Below are 15,163 nucleotides of genomic sequence, written 5' to 3'. Positions count from 1 at the left end.
TTCGGTGCGGGGGATGGAGCGGGGACGGTTCACAGGACAGAGGTGAGCCAGGTGAAGACCTCGTCCTGCATCGGCTCCGTGAAGACATGGCCGAGCCCCGGCCAGATCTCGGTACGGAGCCGCTCCGCGGCGTGGCGGGAGGTCCAGACGGCACGCAGCTTGGCGTAGGCCACCTGGACGCCTTCGGCGGTGAACAGCGGGTCCTGCTCGCCGTCGAGCAGCAGCATCGGCCTGGGGGCGGCGATGCTCGCCACGTCGGGGATGTCGAGGTGCCGGGCGAGCCCGGGATGGAGCATGTAGTACGAGGACTGCCCGCGCAGCGTGTTGTTGCCGGGCACCATCATTTCCTTCAGGCCGGTCATCCAGCACACGGCGGCGGTGGCCGCGACGTCGTCGCTGAGCGCGGCGGTCTGCCAGGCGCGGTAGGCGCCCATGGAGAACCCGACGGCCGCGACACGGCGCGTGTCCACGCGGTCGAGACCGGCGAGGAATCCGGCGGCCCGGGCGTCCTCGCGGGCCATGAGCCCCGCGAGGGAGGAGCCGAGGTTGTAGAAGTTGGCGGCGAGGGCCTGCTGTTGGTCGTAGTCGACGGGGCCGCGGTCGCCCCAGCCGAGCGCGTCCGCGCACAGCACCACGTAGCCGCGCCGGGCCAGTTCGTCACCGACGAAGCGGCCGCTGAAGTACTTGTCGGCCCAGGCCTGAGCGGAGGCGAGGCGCGTGTCGTCGTACCAGGGCCGGACGAGTTTCTCCTTCCCGATGTCGAACTTGGCGCCGTGGTCGTGCAGGAGCAGCACGGCGGGGAAGGGTCCGGTGCCGTGCGGGGTCAGCAGTGCGCCGCGGACGCGTTCGTGGCGGGTGAGGGAGAGAGTCACCAACTCCCTGGTGAATCCGTCGCCTTGGGAGCGATCGGTGAACTCGGGGGCGTACGGCGTCCCGTCCTGCCGCTCGACGAGAAGGTGCTCCGCGACCTTGGCGCGGGCGGCGCGCCGCCAGGCCCGGAAGTCGCGGAGGGGTGAAGTGCCCCAGGCGAGCGGGAAGTTCAGCTCGTCCTTCAGGGAGGGATAGAAGTCCGGCAGGTTCCCTCCGACGAGACCCGCGGCTTCGGCGGCTGCTGTGACTTCGGCGGCTTCGGCGGTCCCCGTACCCGTCGCCCCCGCGAGAAGCGCCGCGGCGGCACCGGTCACGAAGGTCCGGCGGCCCACTTGCTCGCCCGTGTTCATACGGCCGCCCGACGCTCGGCCCTAGGCATGAGGCCGCCAATCACCGAGATATGTCTCGCGAGTGTGCAACCGGGCCTCGGCGCCCGTGAGTTGAGGCCGGTTCTCCGGGACCGTGATCACCGCTCCCGGGCCCGTGTTGCGGTACTCCCAAAACCGCATCGTCTGCCAGGGATAGGCGTCGCGCATGTTGACGTAGGGGGTGACCGGATCGATCCCGGACCCGATCCAGGTGTCCCGCACGACCAGCGACGGCCAGGCGGTCGTCTCGTACGACGGCACCCAGGGCCGGGCCAGCTTGTACGTCCCGTCCTCGGCGCCCGAGGTGATGCGGGAGCGGACGGCGAGGATGCCGTGCGGGTTGGCGCGGGCGGTGGAGGGGGCGAAGACCATGCCCTTGGGTGTGAAGTCCACGTCCCGTTGCAGGGTGTGGAAGTGGCACTGCTCGAACACGGCGGTCGCCCGCCCGAAGACGAAGTCGACGTCGCCCTCGACGTAGCAGTGGCGGAAGTACTGCCGGTCGAAGACGTCCAGCGCGGTCGTGTCGACGAACAGGGTGTCCTGGTGGGCCAGCAGCCGGACGTTCTCGAAACGGGTCCGGTCGCCATAGGTGTAGGCGGCCACCGCCTGGGTGCCGGTGATGTCCGGGTGGTCGGCCCGCAGCCAGTCGTTGGCGAGGGTCAGGTCGCGGACGGTCAGTCCGGGCGCCGCCGAGGTGAAGGTGGCGGAGCCCGCGGTGCCATACGTCGTGCCGTCGGGCTTCTTCGTGCCGTTCGCGTGGTCGAAGACGATGACGGTGTCGCGCGGGTCGCGGGTGGCGCCGCAGAGCGTCAACTCGCCTTTGCCGGAAGGGATGTTGACGACCTCGCGATACGTCCCCGGGTGCACGACGATCGTCCCGCCGGGTCCGTCTACGGCGTCCACGGCCGCCTGCACGGATTCGCCGGGGCGGACGTGCAGGACGTGGCCGGCGGCGCGGGCGAAGGCGGGGGTGGCACCGCCGGCGACGAGACCGCCCGCGATACCAGTGATGCCCGCGAGGAGGGTGCGTCGGCGCATGTCAGCAGTCCTCCTTCCATGGCGTCCAGTCGCCGAGGTAGGCCGTGCGGGTCGCCGACTCGGCCTGCTCGGCGGTGAGTTGGGGCCGGTTCTCCGGGATGGTGATCACGGCGCCGGGGCCCGTGTTGCGGTACTCGGCGAACCGCTGGCTCTGCCAGGGGAAGGTGTCCGACATGTTGGTGTAGGGCGCGACCGCGTCGATGCCGGCGCCGAGGCGGGTGTCCCGGACAGTGAGCATCGGGCGGGCGGTGGTGTCCGATCCGGGCACCCAGGGGCGGGCCAACTTGTAGAAGGTGTCCGGTGCTTCGCTGCTCACCCGGCTCCGCGTGACCAGGTAGCCGAGCGGGTTGGCGACCGCCGTGGAGGGCGCGAAGACGAAGCCGTACGGGGCGGTGGCCAGGTCGGTGCGGTCCAGGGTGCGGAAGTGGCACTGCTCGTAGACCGCCGTGGCCCGCCCGAAGACGAAGTCGACGTCGCCCTCGACGTAGCAGTTCGCGTAGTACTGGCGGGCGAAGGTGCCGAGCGCGATCGAGTCGGAGTACAGCGTGTCCTGGTGGCCGAGGAAATGGCAGTCGGTGAAGGCGCTGCGGTCGCCCTGCACCTTGATGGCCACCGCCTGCGTGCCCGTGATGTCCGGGTGGTCGGCGCGCAGCCAGTCGTTGGCGAAGGTGATCCAACGGGCGGTGAAGCCGTCCGCCTGCACGGTCGTGGTGGCGGATCCGGTGGTGCCGTAGGTGCCGCCGCCGGGCTTGGCGGTGCCGGCCGCGTTGTCGTACACGATCACGACGTCCCGGGGGTCCTCCGAGGCGCCGATCCAGGTGGCGTCCGTGCGCGTGGTGTCGACGGCGACTGTCTCGCGGTAGGTGCCCGGTGCGAGGACCAGTGTCCGGCCGCTGCCGCTCGCCGCGGTCACCGCGGCCTGGACGGTGGTGAAGTCACCGCGGCCGCGCGGGTCGACGTAGAGGGTCTTGGCGGTGAGGCGGCGGTCCGGGGAACCGTAGCGGCCGAACGGGCGGGGTCCACCGGCGGCGCGCGCTGGAGCGGAGGCGAGGGCGAGCGCGGCGCCCGCCCCGGCGCTCGCCAGGAGGAATCCCCGTCTGGACAGGGGGAGTTGGAGGTGGTGGGGCGAAGGCATGCGGGTGTGCTCCTTCGAGGTGCGGCTCGTCTTGGGCGTGCGGGTACTTCCTCGCCGTGGGGGTGGGCCGGGACCGGGTCGTCCCGGCCCGTCGCGAAGGGGTGGGGCCGGCTGCGAACGGGGGTGTCAGCGCAGGTTGCCCGCGCCCGCGCAGTGGTCGACGATCCCGGGGACCGCCTTGGCCGGGTCGACCTCGGTGCGCAGGGTGGGCGTCCAGGTCCGGCCCGACTGGAGGATCTCGGTGGGCACTTCGGCGTTGTGGACGGCGATCAGGTCGGTCTTCTCGCCGTTGACGTAGTTGTCGTCGGCGGTGAGCGGCGAGTCGTTCCAGCGCTTCAGGATCTTCCCGGCGCCGATCCCGTCCGGCAGCGTGAACGCGTTGTGTTCCGCGACGAGTTGGGACTCGATGCCGATGCCGTAGCTGTAGGAGTAGCCGTCCTTGGCCACGAAGTGGTTGTTGTACGAGTCAACCTGTCCGAAGCGGACCCGCGGGGCTCGTTCCACCAGGTTCGAGAACAGGTTGTGGTGGAAGGTGACCTTGAGGTGGCCGCGGTCGACGGCGGCCGTCGAGGCGCTGTCGCTGTTGCCGATCAGGATCGTCTTGTCGTGGTCCTCGAAGACGTTCCAGGACGCGGTGACGTAGTCGGCGCCCTTGACGATGTCGAGTTCGCCGTCGTGCTGCTCGTAGATCCGCCCGAAGTAGTTCGGCAGCGTGCTGTCGGGGTTGTCGCCGTCGGTGAACGTGTCGTGGTCCATCCACACGTGCGTCGACCCGTAGACCACCGCGCTGTCGTACTCGGAGTTCCAGTTGCCGTCGGCGGTGTCGGTGGGGTCCCACTGCGGGAAGCAGTCGAGGGGGCTGTCGAAGGTCAGGTTGCGGACGATGACGTTGTCGACGGCCTTGATCTGGAGGCTGGCGCCGTTGAAGCCGGCGTTCTTGCCGACGCCGATGATGGTGGTGTTGGCCGGGACGTTCGCCTTGATGTAGGCGTCCTGGTTGACGGCGGAGGCCCGGCGCAGACCCTCGGGGCTGTCGTCGGGCTCGTCGTCCAGGGTCTTGTCGTGCCCCCAGACGGCGGGGTCGTACTTGGCCAGATAGGCGTCGAAGTCGTAGCCCGGCACCTGGAACGAGGCACAGCTCGGCCCGTCGGCGTCGATGATCCCCTGCACCTTGATGATCTTCGGCGCGCTGCCGCCGTCGGCGAGGGCGGCCTTGAAGCCGGCCCAGTCGGTGACGGTGTAGACGTGCGCGGCGTCGGCGGCCGCGCCGCCGGTCGTGCCGGTGCCGTAGGCCCCCCAGCCGTCCTTCGCGCCGAGTACCTGCCGGGCGAGGTCCCGGGGCTGGGCCTGCGCGGCGGACATCCCCGTGACCCCGAGCACGAGGGCGGTGCAACCCACGACGGACACTATGACGCGTCCATGACATTTCCGTGTACGCACTGTGCGGCTCTCCTTGGTTACGCGACCGAGGCGTCGGTCGCCTCGGGCCAGGTGATCCAGGACGTGGGGATCTCGTCGTGCAGCCGGACGACGTCGCGCGCTCCGAGCACCCGTGTGCGCAGCAGCTCCCGCGCCACGAGCCGCGCCACGGCGATCGCGCCCGGCGGATTGAAGTGCGTGTTGTCCTGCTCGGTGTCGGTCCAGTTGAAGTAGACCTTCGTCTCCTCGACCCCGAGCTGCTGCCACAGCGCGAGCGACAGCGCCTCGATGTCGAGCAAGGCCACCCGCTCCTCCTGCGCGAGGGCACGCATCGCCGCGGGATAGTCGCCGTGGGTCGGCACGGCGTTGCCGTCCGCGTCGAACCTGCGGCGTTCGACGGGGGTGGCGAGCACGGGCCGGGCACCGTGCGCACGGGCGCCCTCGATGTACTGACGCAGGTAGTCCTGGTACGTCGTCCACGGCTCGGTGTACCGGGTGGGGTCCTCGCTCTTCTCGTCGTTGTGTGCGAACTGCACGAGAAGCAGATCTCCCGGCCGGATCAGCCCGAGGATGGCATCGAGCCGGCCTTCGTCGATGAAGCTCTTCGAACTACGCCCGTTCACCGCGTGATTGGCGACGGGCAGCTCTTTCCGGAGAAAGAACGGAAGCGCCATACCCCACCCGGTCTCGGGAGCGGCGTCGGCGTATTTCTGCGCGGCGGTGGAATCACCCGCGATGTAGAGGGTACGGCGCCTGGGGGCGGCCTGGGCGGTCCCATTGACCGCCAGAGCGAGAGGAACGGCTGCGATTGCAGCGGAGGTGACCTGTCTGCGAGTAAGGGACACAACGGTGCCTTTCGAACAGGGGGGAAGGGGAAATCCCCTAGGGGCGCGGGGCTGCATCGATGTGCGGCTCCGCCACGTGGGCGCGACCAGCCACAACGGACCCGCGGCCGCGCCCACAACAGCAACCACCCGATTCAGTGGTTCTTCTTCCAGTCAGCCTGAGCAGCGTTCAACTGATCGGCCAACGTGTCCAGGAAATCCTTCGCACTCATCTTCCCGAGCAGCACCTTCTGGAAGTTCGGCTCGTTGTCGGACTTGGAAATGGTGTTCCAGTCCGGCAGGTAGTACGGCAACTGCACAATCTTGGTACCGCTGCCGTTCAGCGCCTCGGCCGCCAGTTTCGTGGGCTCGGCCTTCTGAATCCACGCGTCCTGCGCGGCTTCCGTGTTCGCCGGAATCTGCCCCGCGGACTCGTTGAACTTGGAGTTCTCCTCGTGCGAGACGGCGAACTCGATGAACTTCCAGGCGGCCGCCTTGTTCTTGCTGGACTTGAACAGACTCAACCCGTCCACGGGGTTGGAGATCTGCACGCGGGTGCCGTCGTCCTGCGTCGGGTTCGGCAGCCCCCGGAACTTGTCCGCACCCAGCGCCTTCAAGTGGTCCTGGTACGAACCGAGGTTGTGGCTCAGCATCCCGATCGTGCCGCTGTCCCACTGGGCGACCATCTTGGTGAAGTCGTTGTTGACGTCGGCGGACGGAGTGTCCTTCTTGTAGAGCGCGACGTACTTCTCCAACGCGGCCACGTTCTTCGGGTCGTTGACCGTGGTCTTGTCGCCGTTCCAGAACGACGTGATCCCGCTCTGGCTGTACGCCGCGTCGATGGCCGGCGCGATGGAGCCCTCGCCGCCACGGATCGTGAACCCGAACTGGTTCTTGCCCTTGTTGGTGAGCTTGTCGGCGGCCGCGTAGAACTTCGACCAGGTGGTCGGCGCGTCCAGACCGGCCTTCTTGAACAGGTCGGTGCGGTACCAGAGCGTGCCGTTGTTGGAGGAGGTCGGGACCTGGTACAGCTTGTCGCCGCCGCCCGCGGCCTTGCTGCTGTCCACCAGGTTCTGGCTCAGCTTGCCGTTCAGCGAGCTCTTGTCGAGCCGGCTGTCCAGCGGCTCCAGCGCGCCCTGGACCGCGACCTCGGCGAGCATCGCGGTGCCCACGCCGCCGACGTCCGGCAGGCCGCCGCCCTGGATGGCGGTGTCGTACTTGGACTGGGCGCTCGCGGCGGGAATCCCGACGTAGTTGACCTTGATGTCCGGGTTCTTCTTCTCGAAGTCGGCGATGATCTCCTTCCAGATGTCGGTGCGGACACCGCCGTTGTTGTCCCAGAAGGTGATCTCGCCCTTGCCGGAGCCCTCGTTGCCCTTGTCCCCCGCACTGCCGCTGCCGTCGTCGCCGCAGGCGGTGGCGGTCAGCGCGAGCACGGAGCCCAGGGCGACGGCGACGGCCGCGCGCCTGCTTCTGCGGATGCTGCTCTTCATTGGTCGGCTCTCTCCTTCTGGATCCAACTGAGATATGAAGTTGTGGGGGGTCTGCAAGGCAGTACTGCTCCATGGGGGTGCTACGACGGAGCGATCAACTGCGGGCGTGGGGCCCCCAGTCGATCCGCTTCTGCGGCCCCGAGAACCGCTTCACCAGAGCGGGCACGGCAGCGGCCGGATCCAGCCGGTAGTCGTAGAACGCGTGCGGATCGAAGGCGGCGCCCCACTCGTCGGTCCGCCCGCCGGTGTTCTTCAGGATCGACCCGCGCTGCACCAACTCCGCGGTGGCGTCCGCCTGATAGGGGTGCTGGATGCCGTCGTAGTAACTGTTCTCGATGACCATCCTGGTGTGGCCCCGCGACCAGTTCCCGTACGTCCACACCGGGTCGCCGTCGGCCACCTGCGCCGACAGGTAGTTGTTGTAGAGGTGTGCGTAGGCGCAGTTGTCGGCGGACGGGTTGCGCTGCTTCGTGCCCGTGAACCAGTTGTGGTCGATGGTGACCTGGGTCTTGACGTTCGTCGTCCAGCCGATGCCGAACGCCTTGTTGTGGTTGCTGAACCGGTTGTACGAGACGGTGATGTACTGACTGTCCTTGCGCAGGTCGATCAGTCCGTCGCCCATATGCGTGAGCCGGTTGTGGTCGATCCAGACGTGGTCGACGGTGTCCATCTGGATGGCGTCGAAGTCCTGCGTCTTGCCGTCCCAGTCGCCCTCGACGTACGAGTCCCGGATCGTCAGGTTGCGGATGATCACGTTGTGCGTGCCGGGGTCGAGGTGCAGTTCCCCGTGCACGATCTCGCCGGTGTCGCCGACGCCGATGATCGTCTTGTTGGAGCCGACGACGATGTCCGAACCGAAGGGTTCGACGGTTATCGCCCCCGACACCCGTATGACGTACGGCTCTTCGGCCGCCGCGTACCTGGCCAGCGCGGCCTGGTCGGTGACCGTCACGACCTTGCCGCCCGCTCCACCGCTGGTTCCCCCGGCGAGCGAGGCGAAGCCGTGCGGCCGGTCGCTGAAGCGGTCGGCGCCGGCGGAGGCGAAAGCCGAAGCCGAAGCCGACGTGCTCAGCGGAGTCGCGGCCTTGGCCTGCCCGATCGCCCCGAGGCTCAGCGCGGCCACCAACCCGATCACGGCGGCCAGGACCTTGCCGGTCCCCGGTCTCGGCAAGCGCTTGCTATGGAGGTGCTGCGTCATTGCGGCTCCCAACAGGCATACGGGTGCGGTGGGCTACAAGGAGTCGATCCTGAAGTGCGTGAAGGTTGCCGCGCCGGCGTGACCGGATCCGACGGGCGCGAGCGCGAACAGGCCGAGCAGGGCGCCGACCCAGCGCCAGGGGGTGGCGGCGAAGACGGGGCCGGACGGCCGCGGGCCCTCGCCGAGGTCGTGGAAGAAACGGCAGCGGGCGCCGGCGCCGATCTCGATGCGCAGCCTCACGCGACCCTCGGGCGCGAGCCGCGGAGGGGCGGCGTCCCGTTCATTCCCCCACTGCCCGAAAGGCGTGGGAGGTGCCCCCACGGCGACCGCCTCGGCGAACCGGTGCACGAGCTGCACCGTCCCGTCGGCTCCCCGCTCCAGGCCGATCCAGCCGAACGCGTCCCCCAGGACGGCGAGTCCGGCCCGGGCGCCCGGCTCCTCGCTGTGCAGCTTCAGCTCGACCTCGACGGCGGACGGGACGCCGGGCAGCCGCTGCGTGAGCACGTTCGGCAGTCTGCGCAGGTCGTGGGTGTCGGCCGAGCGGACGCAGGTCAGCCGCAGCCCGTCGCCTGAGTGGTGGGTGGCCCAGCCGTCCTGCGGGTTGGCGGTCCACGACCACTGGCGGCCGAAGCGTCCGCCGGGGAAGTCGTCGTCCGTGGCGGGCGCGGCGTGCGACTGCGGCGGCAGGTCGGGACGCCGGTGTACGGCGACGGGGACGCCGCCGTCCCCGAGCAGCGGCCAGCCGTCCGTGCCCCAGCTCATCGGCTGGAGGTGCACGACCCGGCCGTAGGCGCCCCGCTGCTGGAAGTGCAGGAACCAGTCCTCGCCGGACGGGGTGCGCACCCAGCCGCCCTGGTGCGGCCCGTTGACGTCGGTGTCCCCCTGTTCGAGGACGATCCTCTCCTCGTACGGCCCGAAGAACTCGCGCGAGCGGAAGGCGCCCTGCCAGCCGGTCTCCACTCCCCCGGCGGGCGCCAGGATCCAGAACCAGCCGTCGTGCCGGTAGAGCTTGGGGCCTTCCAGGGTGAACCAGCCCGGAATGCTGTCGCCGTCGACGATCAGCTTGCCCTCGTCGAGGAGTTCGGTGCCGTGCGGGTGCATGCGGTGGCCGGTGAGGCGGTTCTTGATGCCGGAGCGGGACTTGGCCCAGGCGTGCACGAGGTAGGCCTCGCCGGTGTCCTCGTCCCACAGGGGGCAGGGGTCGATGAGTCCCTTGCCGGCCTTCACGAGGTGCGGGCGGGTCCAAGGACCGCGTATCTCCCGGGCGTTGATCTGGAAGATGCCCTGGTCGGGGTCGCCCCAGAAGATCCAGAAGCGGTCGTCGTGATGGCGCAACGAGGGTGCCCAGACTCCGCAGTCGTGCCGCGGGGTCCTGAACTCGGCGGCGGGTTCGAGGAGTTGCAGCGCATGGCCGACCAGCGTCCAGTTGACCAGGTCGCGGGAGTGCAGCAGCGGCAGGCCCGGCGCGCGGCCGAAGCTCGACGCGGTGAGGTAGAAGTCGTCGCCCACGCGGACGACGTCCGGGTCGGACCAGTCGGCGTCGAGGACCGGATTCGTGTACGTGGTCACTGGCTCACCGCCTTGCGCACCAGTGCCGCCGCCTCGCCCCGGCTGAGGCGACCGTCGGCGACGACGGTGACGATCCGCCGTACGACCGTCTCGCCGGACGGGATCGGCAGCCGCTCGTCGTAGGCCAACGACGAGCCCACGCCCGGGTATTCGGCGGTGCGCACGAACCACGGGTCCCTACGGGTGGCGTCCGTGGCGCCGGCGAAGACGAGGGTCCAGGTGGCGCCCGCGAGGCCCAGCCAGTCGGCACGGGTGCCGTGGACCTCCGCCTCGCCCTCGCGGTCGGCGGTGAAGACCTGCGGGGTCTCCCGCTCCTTGCGGGCCCGCCAGAAGAAGCCGCCGTAGGCCGCGCCGGGGCGGCCGTTGGTGGCCGGGCTGCCGATGGACAGCGGGTCGGGCGTGACGTTGGTGAGCGAGAAGGTGAAGTCCAACGCCCAGGCGGAGTCGGTGAGTTCGGTGGCCGCGACGGTACGGCGCTCGCGCAGCAGCTCGCCGCCGGACGCCACCCAGCGCAGCTCCTCCACGAAGCCGTCGGGGTCGCGGAGCTGGAAGGCGGTGTGGCGCTGGGCGCCGTGGTTGTCCAGCTCGGTGGGGCCCTGGTCGCGGACGTAGGTGCGGCCGCCCCAGAAGTTGTGCCCCTCGACGTCGGGAACGGCGACACCGACGCCGAGGTGGTGGGTGTGGTCGGCGGGGCTGAGTTCGGTGACCGCCGTGCCGGCCAGGGTGGTGACGGGGTGCAGATACGGGCGCGGCGAGAACCGGGGCTGCAGTTCGGGCCGGGTGACGTAGCGGCCGACCGGGCGGCCGGCCACGCGCAGCACGGGCGAGTCGGTGGTCGTCATCACGTGCTCACCTCTTTCGGTAGGGCCCAGGTGGCGCCGAGCTCGGAGTAGAGGGCGAGGGAGTCGGCGGCGGCCGCGACGAGTCCGTCGATGCCGGGGACGACCCTGCGGTCCTCGTCGGGGATCAGGTGCCAGGCCCCGGGCGGCAGCGGGGCCGGGTCGGGGGCCTGTCGAATCGCTTCAACAACCTTCATGAAGGCGCCGGTTGAAGCCGGGGTGACCAGCAGCTCGACGCCGTCGGTGAGGTGGTCGACCAGGTTCTCCAGCAGGTCGGTGCGGCCGTACTCGTACTCCTCGGGGCCGTGGTCGGCGCGCTGGAGCAGGGCGCGGTCCTGCTTGTACCAGAAGGTGATCCGGCCGCGGTCGCCGTGCACGACGACGTACGGCTCGTCGGGGTCCTCGGCGCACAGGGTCGCGGCGACGGTGATCTGGCCGCCCTGTGCGGTGGTGACGCGGACGCAGGAGGTGTCGTCGGACTCGATGTCGTTGGCGCGCAACAGCTCGAGCTCGATGCCGGTGACGTCCTCGGCGTGCGTCGTGCCGTTCAGGGCGAGGGCGGTGGCGACGGCGTGCGCGAGGGGGTTGGTCAGCACGCCGTCGATCACGTCGACGCCGCCCAGGCGGCGCTTGCCGGCCCAGGGCGCACGGCGGTAGTACGCCTCCGGACGCGCCCAGGCACCGGCCCCACCGATCCCGACGACCTCGCCGATCGCCCCCTCCTCCACCATCCCGAGGATCGCGGGGAGGGCGTGCGAGCCCAGCGACTGGAAGCCGATCTGGCAGGCCACGCCCGCCTCCGCGACCCCGTCGGCCATCCGGCGGAACTCGGCGTACGACGGCGCGGGCGGCTTCTCCAGCAGGAGGTGCACGCCCTTCCCGGCGGCCGTGAGCGCCAGGTCGGTGTGGGTCGGGATCGGCGTGCAGATCACCGCGATCCGGGCGCCGGTGGAGTCGAGGAGCGCGCCGAAGTCGGCGGACTGCTCGGGCGTGCCGAGGCCCTCGGGGAGCTCGGACGCGGCCAGCGGGGTCAGCTCGCAGATGCCTGCCAGCCGTACGATTCCCTTGTCCTGGAGGCGGCGGATGTTGTCCAGGTGCCAGTGGCCGTGGCCACGTGCGCCCGCGAGAACGATCGGTACGGTCGTCGGTACGTTCATGGGATCCTCCCTGCGCCCGCGCCGCGCGCCACCTCTCGGTCGGCCACCTCGGCGCTGTCGATCTTTGTGTGCAGGGTAGGTGTCCAGCCGACGTCCGCCGTGAGATCGCGCTCGCTGCCGGAGTTGTAGGCGTTGTAGATCGCCAGCAGGTCCACCGGACGGCCGTTGAAGAGGGTGCCGGTCTGGTGCAGGGCGGTGCCGTTCCAGCTCTTCACCAGGTCGGCGACCTCGACGTGGCCGGGCGTGTGGAAGGCGTTGTTCTCGGCATAGACGCCGGACTCGGTGGACACGCCGAGCGAGTAGCGGTACTCGGCGCCCTCGGGGACGACGTACCGGTTGTCGTAGACGTGCACCTGCCCGAAGCGGACGCGCGGCGCGCGCTGGACGACGGAGTCGAACTGGTTGTGGTGCAGGGTGACCCGGAGCTTTCCGCGGTCCCCGGTCGCCGAGTCGCTGCTGCCGATGAGCATCGCCTTGTCGTGGTCCTGGAAGCGGCTCCAGGAGACGGTGACCAGGTCGGAGGCGTTGGTGATGTCCAACAGGCCGTCGTGGCGCAGGTAGTTGCGGGCGAAATAGGTGGGCTCGGCGTCGTCCGGGTGACCCTTGTCGGAGGCGGTGACGTGGTCGACCCACACATGCGTGGCGCCGGTCAGCCAGATGTTGTCGTACGACGTCTTCCAGTCTCCGAGGCCGCCGGTGTTGGGCTGCCAGACGGGGAAGCAGTCGTAGGCGTCGCGCAGGTCGAGGTTGCGGATGATGACGTTGTTCGCGTTCTTGACCTGGAGGTTGGCGCCCTTCAGAACCGCGGAGGAACCGAGCCCGACGATGGTGGTGTTGGAGCCGACGGGCAGCGTGACCCGCTCGGCCTGCTTGGCGGCGGACGCCTGGCGGGCGTCCTCCTGCTCGCCGCTGGGCTTGGCCGAACCCCAGGTGCGGGGGTCGTAGGCGGCCAGGTACTTCTTCACGCTGTAGCCGTCGGTGGCGTAGTCGGCGCAGTCCAGGTGGTGGCCGTCGTCGTCGGTGTTGGCGTCGACGGTCCCGGCGATCTTGATGATCTTCGGGGTGTCGCTGCCGCCGTCCAGGGCGCGGACCAGGCCGGCGCGGTCGGTGACGGTGAAGACGTGGGCGTCGTCGGCGCTCGACCCTCCGGTGGTGCCGGTGCCGTACGCGGCCCAGCCGTCGTCTGCGGCCAGGACGTCCCGGCTGATGTCGCGGCCGGTGCCCCGGTCGGTGCTCCGGCCGGTGTCCCCGGAGTCGGCGTGCGCCGGGACGCAGAGGACTCCCAACAGGGCGCCGGAGATGGCGAGATGACGGATCCTGATGCTCATCAGCCCTTCACCGCCCCTGCGCTGAAGCCGGTGATCAGCCACTTCTGGATGAAGGCGAACACGATCACGACGGGTACGGCCGCGATGATGCCGCCCGCGGCGAGCGCGCCGAGGTCGACGCTGTCCGCGCTCATCAGGGTGTTGAGGCCGACCGGGATGGTCTGCTTGCTCTGGTCGCTCAGGAACATCAGGGCGAACAGGAAGTGGTTCCAGGCGTGCACGAAGGCGAAGGAGCCGACGGCGATCAACCCGGGCCGCAGCAGCGGGAGTACGACGATGCGGAAGGCCGTGAACCGGTTGCAGCCGTCGACCCAGGCGGCCTCTTCGAGCGAGTACGGCACGTTCCGGATGAACCCGCTGATCAGGATCATCGACAGCGGCAGCTGGAAGACCGTCTCCGCGATGATGACGCTGACCAGCGAGTTGATCATCCGCAGGTTGGCGAAGATCTCGAAGAGCGGCACCAGGAGCAGCGCGCCCGGCACGAACTGCGTGCAGAGCAGGGCCAGCATGAAGGCCTTCTTGACGCGGAAGTCGAACCGGGCGAGGGCGTAGCCGCCGGCCAGCGCGACCAGTGTCGTCATCACGAGGGTCGCGACGCCGACCAGCACGCTGTTTTGGAAGTAGACGCCGAACGACCGCTCGTTCCAGACCTTCTCGAAGTGGTCGAAGGTCATCGGCCAGGGCACCAGCGAGGTCGAGCCGGGCGGGCGCAGGGCGAAGAGCAGGATCCAGTAGAAGGGGATCAGGGTGAAGAGCAGGTAGATCGACAGGGGGACGTAGATCTGCCAGCGGGGGGCCTCGTCCCAGGCCCGGCGCTTCTTCCTCGGCCTTGCGGGCTCGGCCACCACGGGTCCCGGAGCGGGTGCGATCTCGGTGATCACTTCTCGCCACCTCCGAACTTGCTCAGCCGCAGATAGACGATCGAGCAGAAGAGCAGAATCACGAACGCCACCGTGGTCAGGGCCGATGCGTAGCCGAAGTTGTGGGCGTCCACGCTGGTGTTGGCGATGTAGAGCGGGAGCGTGGTCGTCTCGCCGGCCGGTCCGCCGCCGGTGAGGGTGTAGAGCAGGTCGACGTTGTTGAACTCCCACACCGCGCGCAGCAGCGTCGACAGCACGATCGCGTCCTTGAGGTGCGGGAGCGTGATGTGCCAGAACTGCTTGATACGGCTGGCCCCGTCGACCTCGGCGGCCTCGTACAGGTCCTTCGAGACGGACTGCAGGTCGGCGAGGATGAGGATCGCGAAGAAGGGGACGCCTCGCCAGAGGTCGGCGACGATCGCGGCGGGGAAGACGGTCGACGTGTCCGACAGCCAGCTGGTGCCGTACGAGCCGATGCCCATGTCCGCGAGGTAACGGGTGATGCCCGTCTGGGAGTTGTAGAGCAGCACCCAGATCGCGGAGGTCAGCACACCGGACACGGCCCACGGGGAGAAGACGAGCGAGCGGCCCACCGCCCGCCCCACGAAGGTCTGGTTGACGATGAGGGCCAGCGCGAGACCGAACAGCAGCTGCAGTCCGACCTCGACGAAGACCCACTTGGCGCTGAAGGTCAGCGTGTCCCAGAACTGCGGGTCGGCGGTGAAGGCGTGGACGAAGTTGTCGAGGCCCGCGTAGCCGTTGCGCCAGGGTTTGGTGGGGTTGTAGTTCTGCAGGCTGTAGTAGAAGACGCTGATGACCGGGTAGGCGATGAAGCCCAGCATGAGCAGGGCGGCCGGGGCGATCAGCAGGTACGGGAGCCTGCGCGGGGTCGCGGAGGCACGGCGCCGCCGGGGTGGCGCGGGCGGTTTCGCCACGGCTGCGGCTTGGGCCATGACTGGTCTCCGTTCTCAGTACGTCGTGCGTGCGTCGAGCGTTCGTCGTGCGTGCGTCGAGCGGGAAGCGCTTTCTCTCTGCGCATGGGTGTGCGAGGTCGTGCTGCTG

12 protein-coding genes and 1 pseudogene are annotated in these 15,163 nt (G+C 69.4%); all 13 read right to left on the bottom strand.

The genetic code is table 11. The features are described from left to right. Nucleotides 1–29: 29 nt before the first annotated feature. Nucleotides 30–1,220 (bottom strand): dienelactone hydrolase family protein, encoded by a 1,191-nt coding sequence (locus OG303_RS37750; protein ID WP_405874204.1) that lies wholly within the window; start codon nt 1,218–1,220, stop codon nt 30–32. A gap of 21 nt (nt 1,221–1,241) precedes the next feature. Beyond that, a complete protein-coding gene (locus OG303_RS37745; protein ID WP_405874202.1) occupies nt 1,242–2,276 on the bottom strand; it encodes a pectinesterase family protein in 1,035 nt (344 codons plus the stop codon). A 1-nt stretch (nt 2,277) separates the two neighbouring features. Then, nucleotides 2,278–3,411 (bottom strand): pectinesterase family protein, encoded by a 1,134-nt coding sequence (locus tag OG303_RS37740; RefSeq protein WP_405874200.1) that lies wholly within the window; start codon nt 3,409–3,411, stop codon nt 2,278–2,280. 126 nt (nt 3,412–3,537) lie between these two features. After that, the gene (locus OG303_RS37735) at nt 3,538–4,851 is read right to left on the bottom strand and encodes a polysaccharide lyase family 1 protein (protein ID WP_405874198.1); all 1,314 of its coding nucleotides are present in this window, start codon (nt 4,849–4,851) and stop codon (nt 3,538–3,540) included. Between the two features lie 17 nt (nt 4,852–4,868). Further along, entirely contained in the window at nt 4,869–5,675 is an 807-nt protein-coding gene (locus tag OG303_RS37730) for a rhamnogalacturonan acetylesterase (protein WP_405874196.1), read from the bottom strand. Nucleotides 5,676–5,809: 134 nt separating this feature from the next. After that, entirely contained in the window at nt 5,810–7,147 is a 1,338-nt protein-coding gene (locus tag OG303_RS37725) for an ABC transporter substrate-binding protein (RefSeq protein ID WP_405874195.1), read from the bottom strand. Between the two features lie 121 nt (nt 7,148–7,268). After that, a pseudogene (locus OG303_RS37720) lies at nt 7,269–8,345 on the bottom strand (polysaccharide lyase family 1 protein); the annotation flags it as partial. A 33-nt stretch (nt 8,346–8,378) separates the two neighbouring features. Further along, entirely contained in the window at nt 8,379–9,914 is a 1,536-nt protein-coding gene (locus tag OG303_RS37715) for a family 43 glycosylhydrolase (RefSeq protein ID WP_405874194.1), read from the bottom strand. Next, complete coding sequence (locus OG303_RS37710; RefSeq protein WP_405874193.1) at nt 9,911–10,756, bottom strand: PmoA family protein; 846 nt, start codon at nt 10,754–10,756, stop codon at nt 9,911–9,913. Before OG303_RS37710 ends, OG303_RS37715 begins: the two co-directional genes overlap by 4 nt. After that, nucleotides 10,756–11,910 (bottom strand): Gfo/Idh/MocA family protein, encoded by a 1,155-nt coding sequence (locus OG303_RS37705; RefSeq protein ID WP_405874192.1) that lies wholly within the window; start codon nt 11,908–11,910, stop codon nt 10,756–10,758. The genes OG303_RS37710 and OG303_RS37705 overlap by 1 nt, the downstream gene beginning before the upstream one ends. After that, entirely contained in the window at nt 11,907–13,238 is a 1,332-nt protein-coding gene (locus tag OG303_RS37700) for a polysaccharide lyase family 1 protein (protein WP_405874191.1), read from the bottom strand. The genes OG303_RS37705 and OG303_RS37700 overlap by 4 nt, the downstream gene beginning before the upstream one ends. Continuing rightward, on the bottom strand, nt 13,238–14,122 hold the full coding sequence (locus tag OG303_RS37695; protein ID WP_405874189.1) for a carbohydrate ABC transporter permease: 885 nt from the start codon (nt 14,120–14,122) through the stop codon (nt 13,238–13,240). The genes OG303_RS37700 and OG303_RS37695 overlap by 1 nt, the downstream gene beginning before the upstream one ends. Then, complete coding sequence (locus OG303_RS37690) at nt 14,119–15,054, bottom strand: carbohydrate ABC transporter permease (RefSeq protein ID WP_405874187.1); 936 nt, start codon at nt 15,052–15,054, stop codon at nt 14,119–14,121. The genes OG303_RS37695 and OG303_RS37690 overlap by 4 nt, the downstream gene beginning before the upstream one ends. Between the last annotated feature and the right edge of the window lie 109 nt (nt 15,055–15,163).

The sequence above is a fragment of the Streptomyces sp. NBC_00005 genome, assembly GCF_045160215.1.
Classification (GTDB): Bacteria; Actinomycetota; Actinomycetes; order Streptomycetales; family Streptomycetaceae; genus Streptomyces.
Note: the sequence above shows the minus strand (reverse complement) of the source record. Positions and strands in the feature narration are given on the sequence as shown.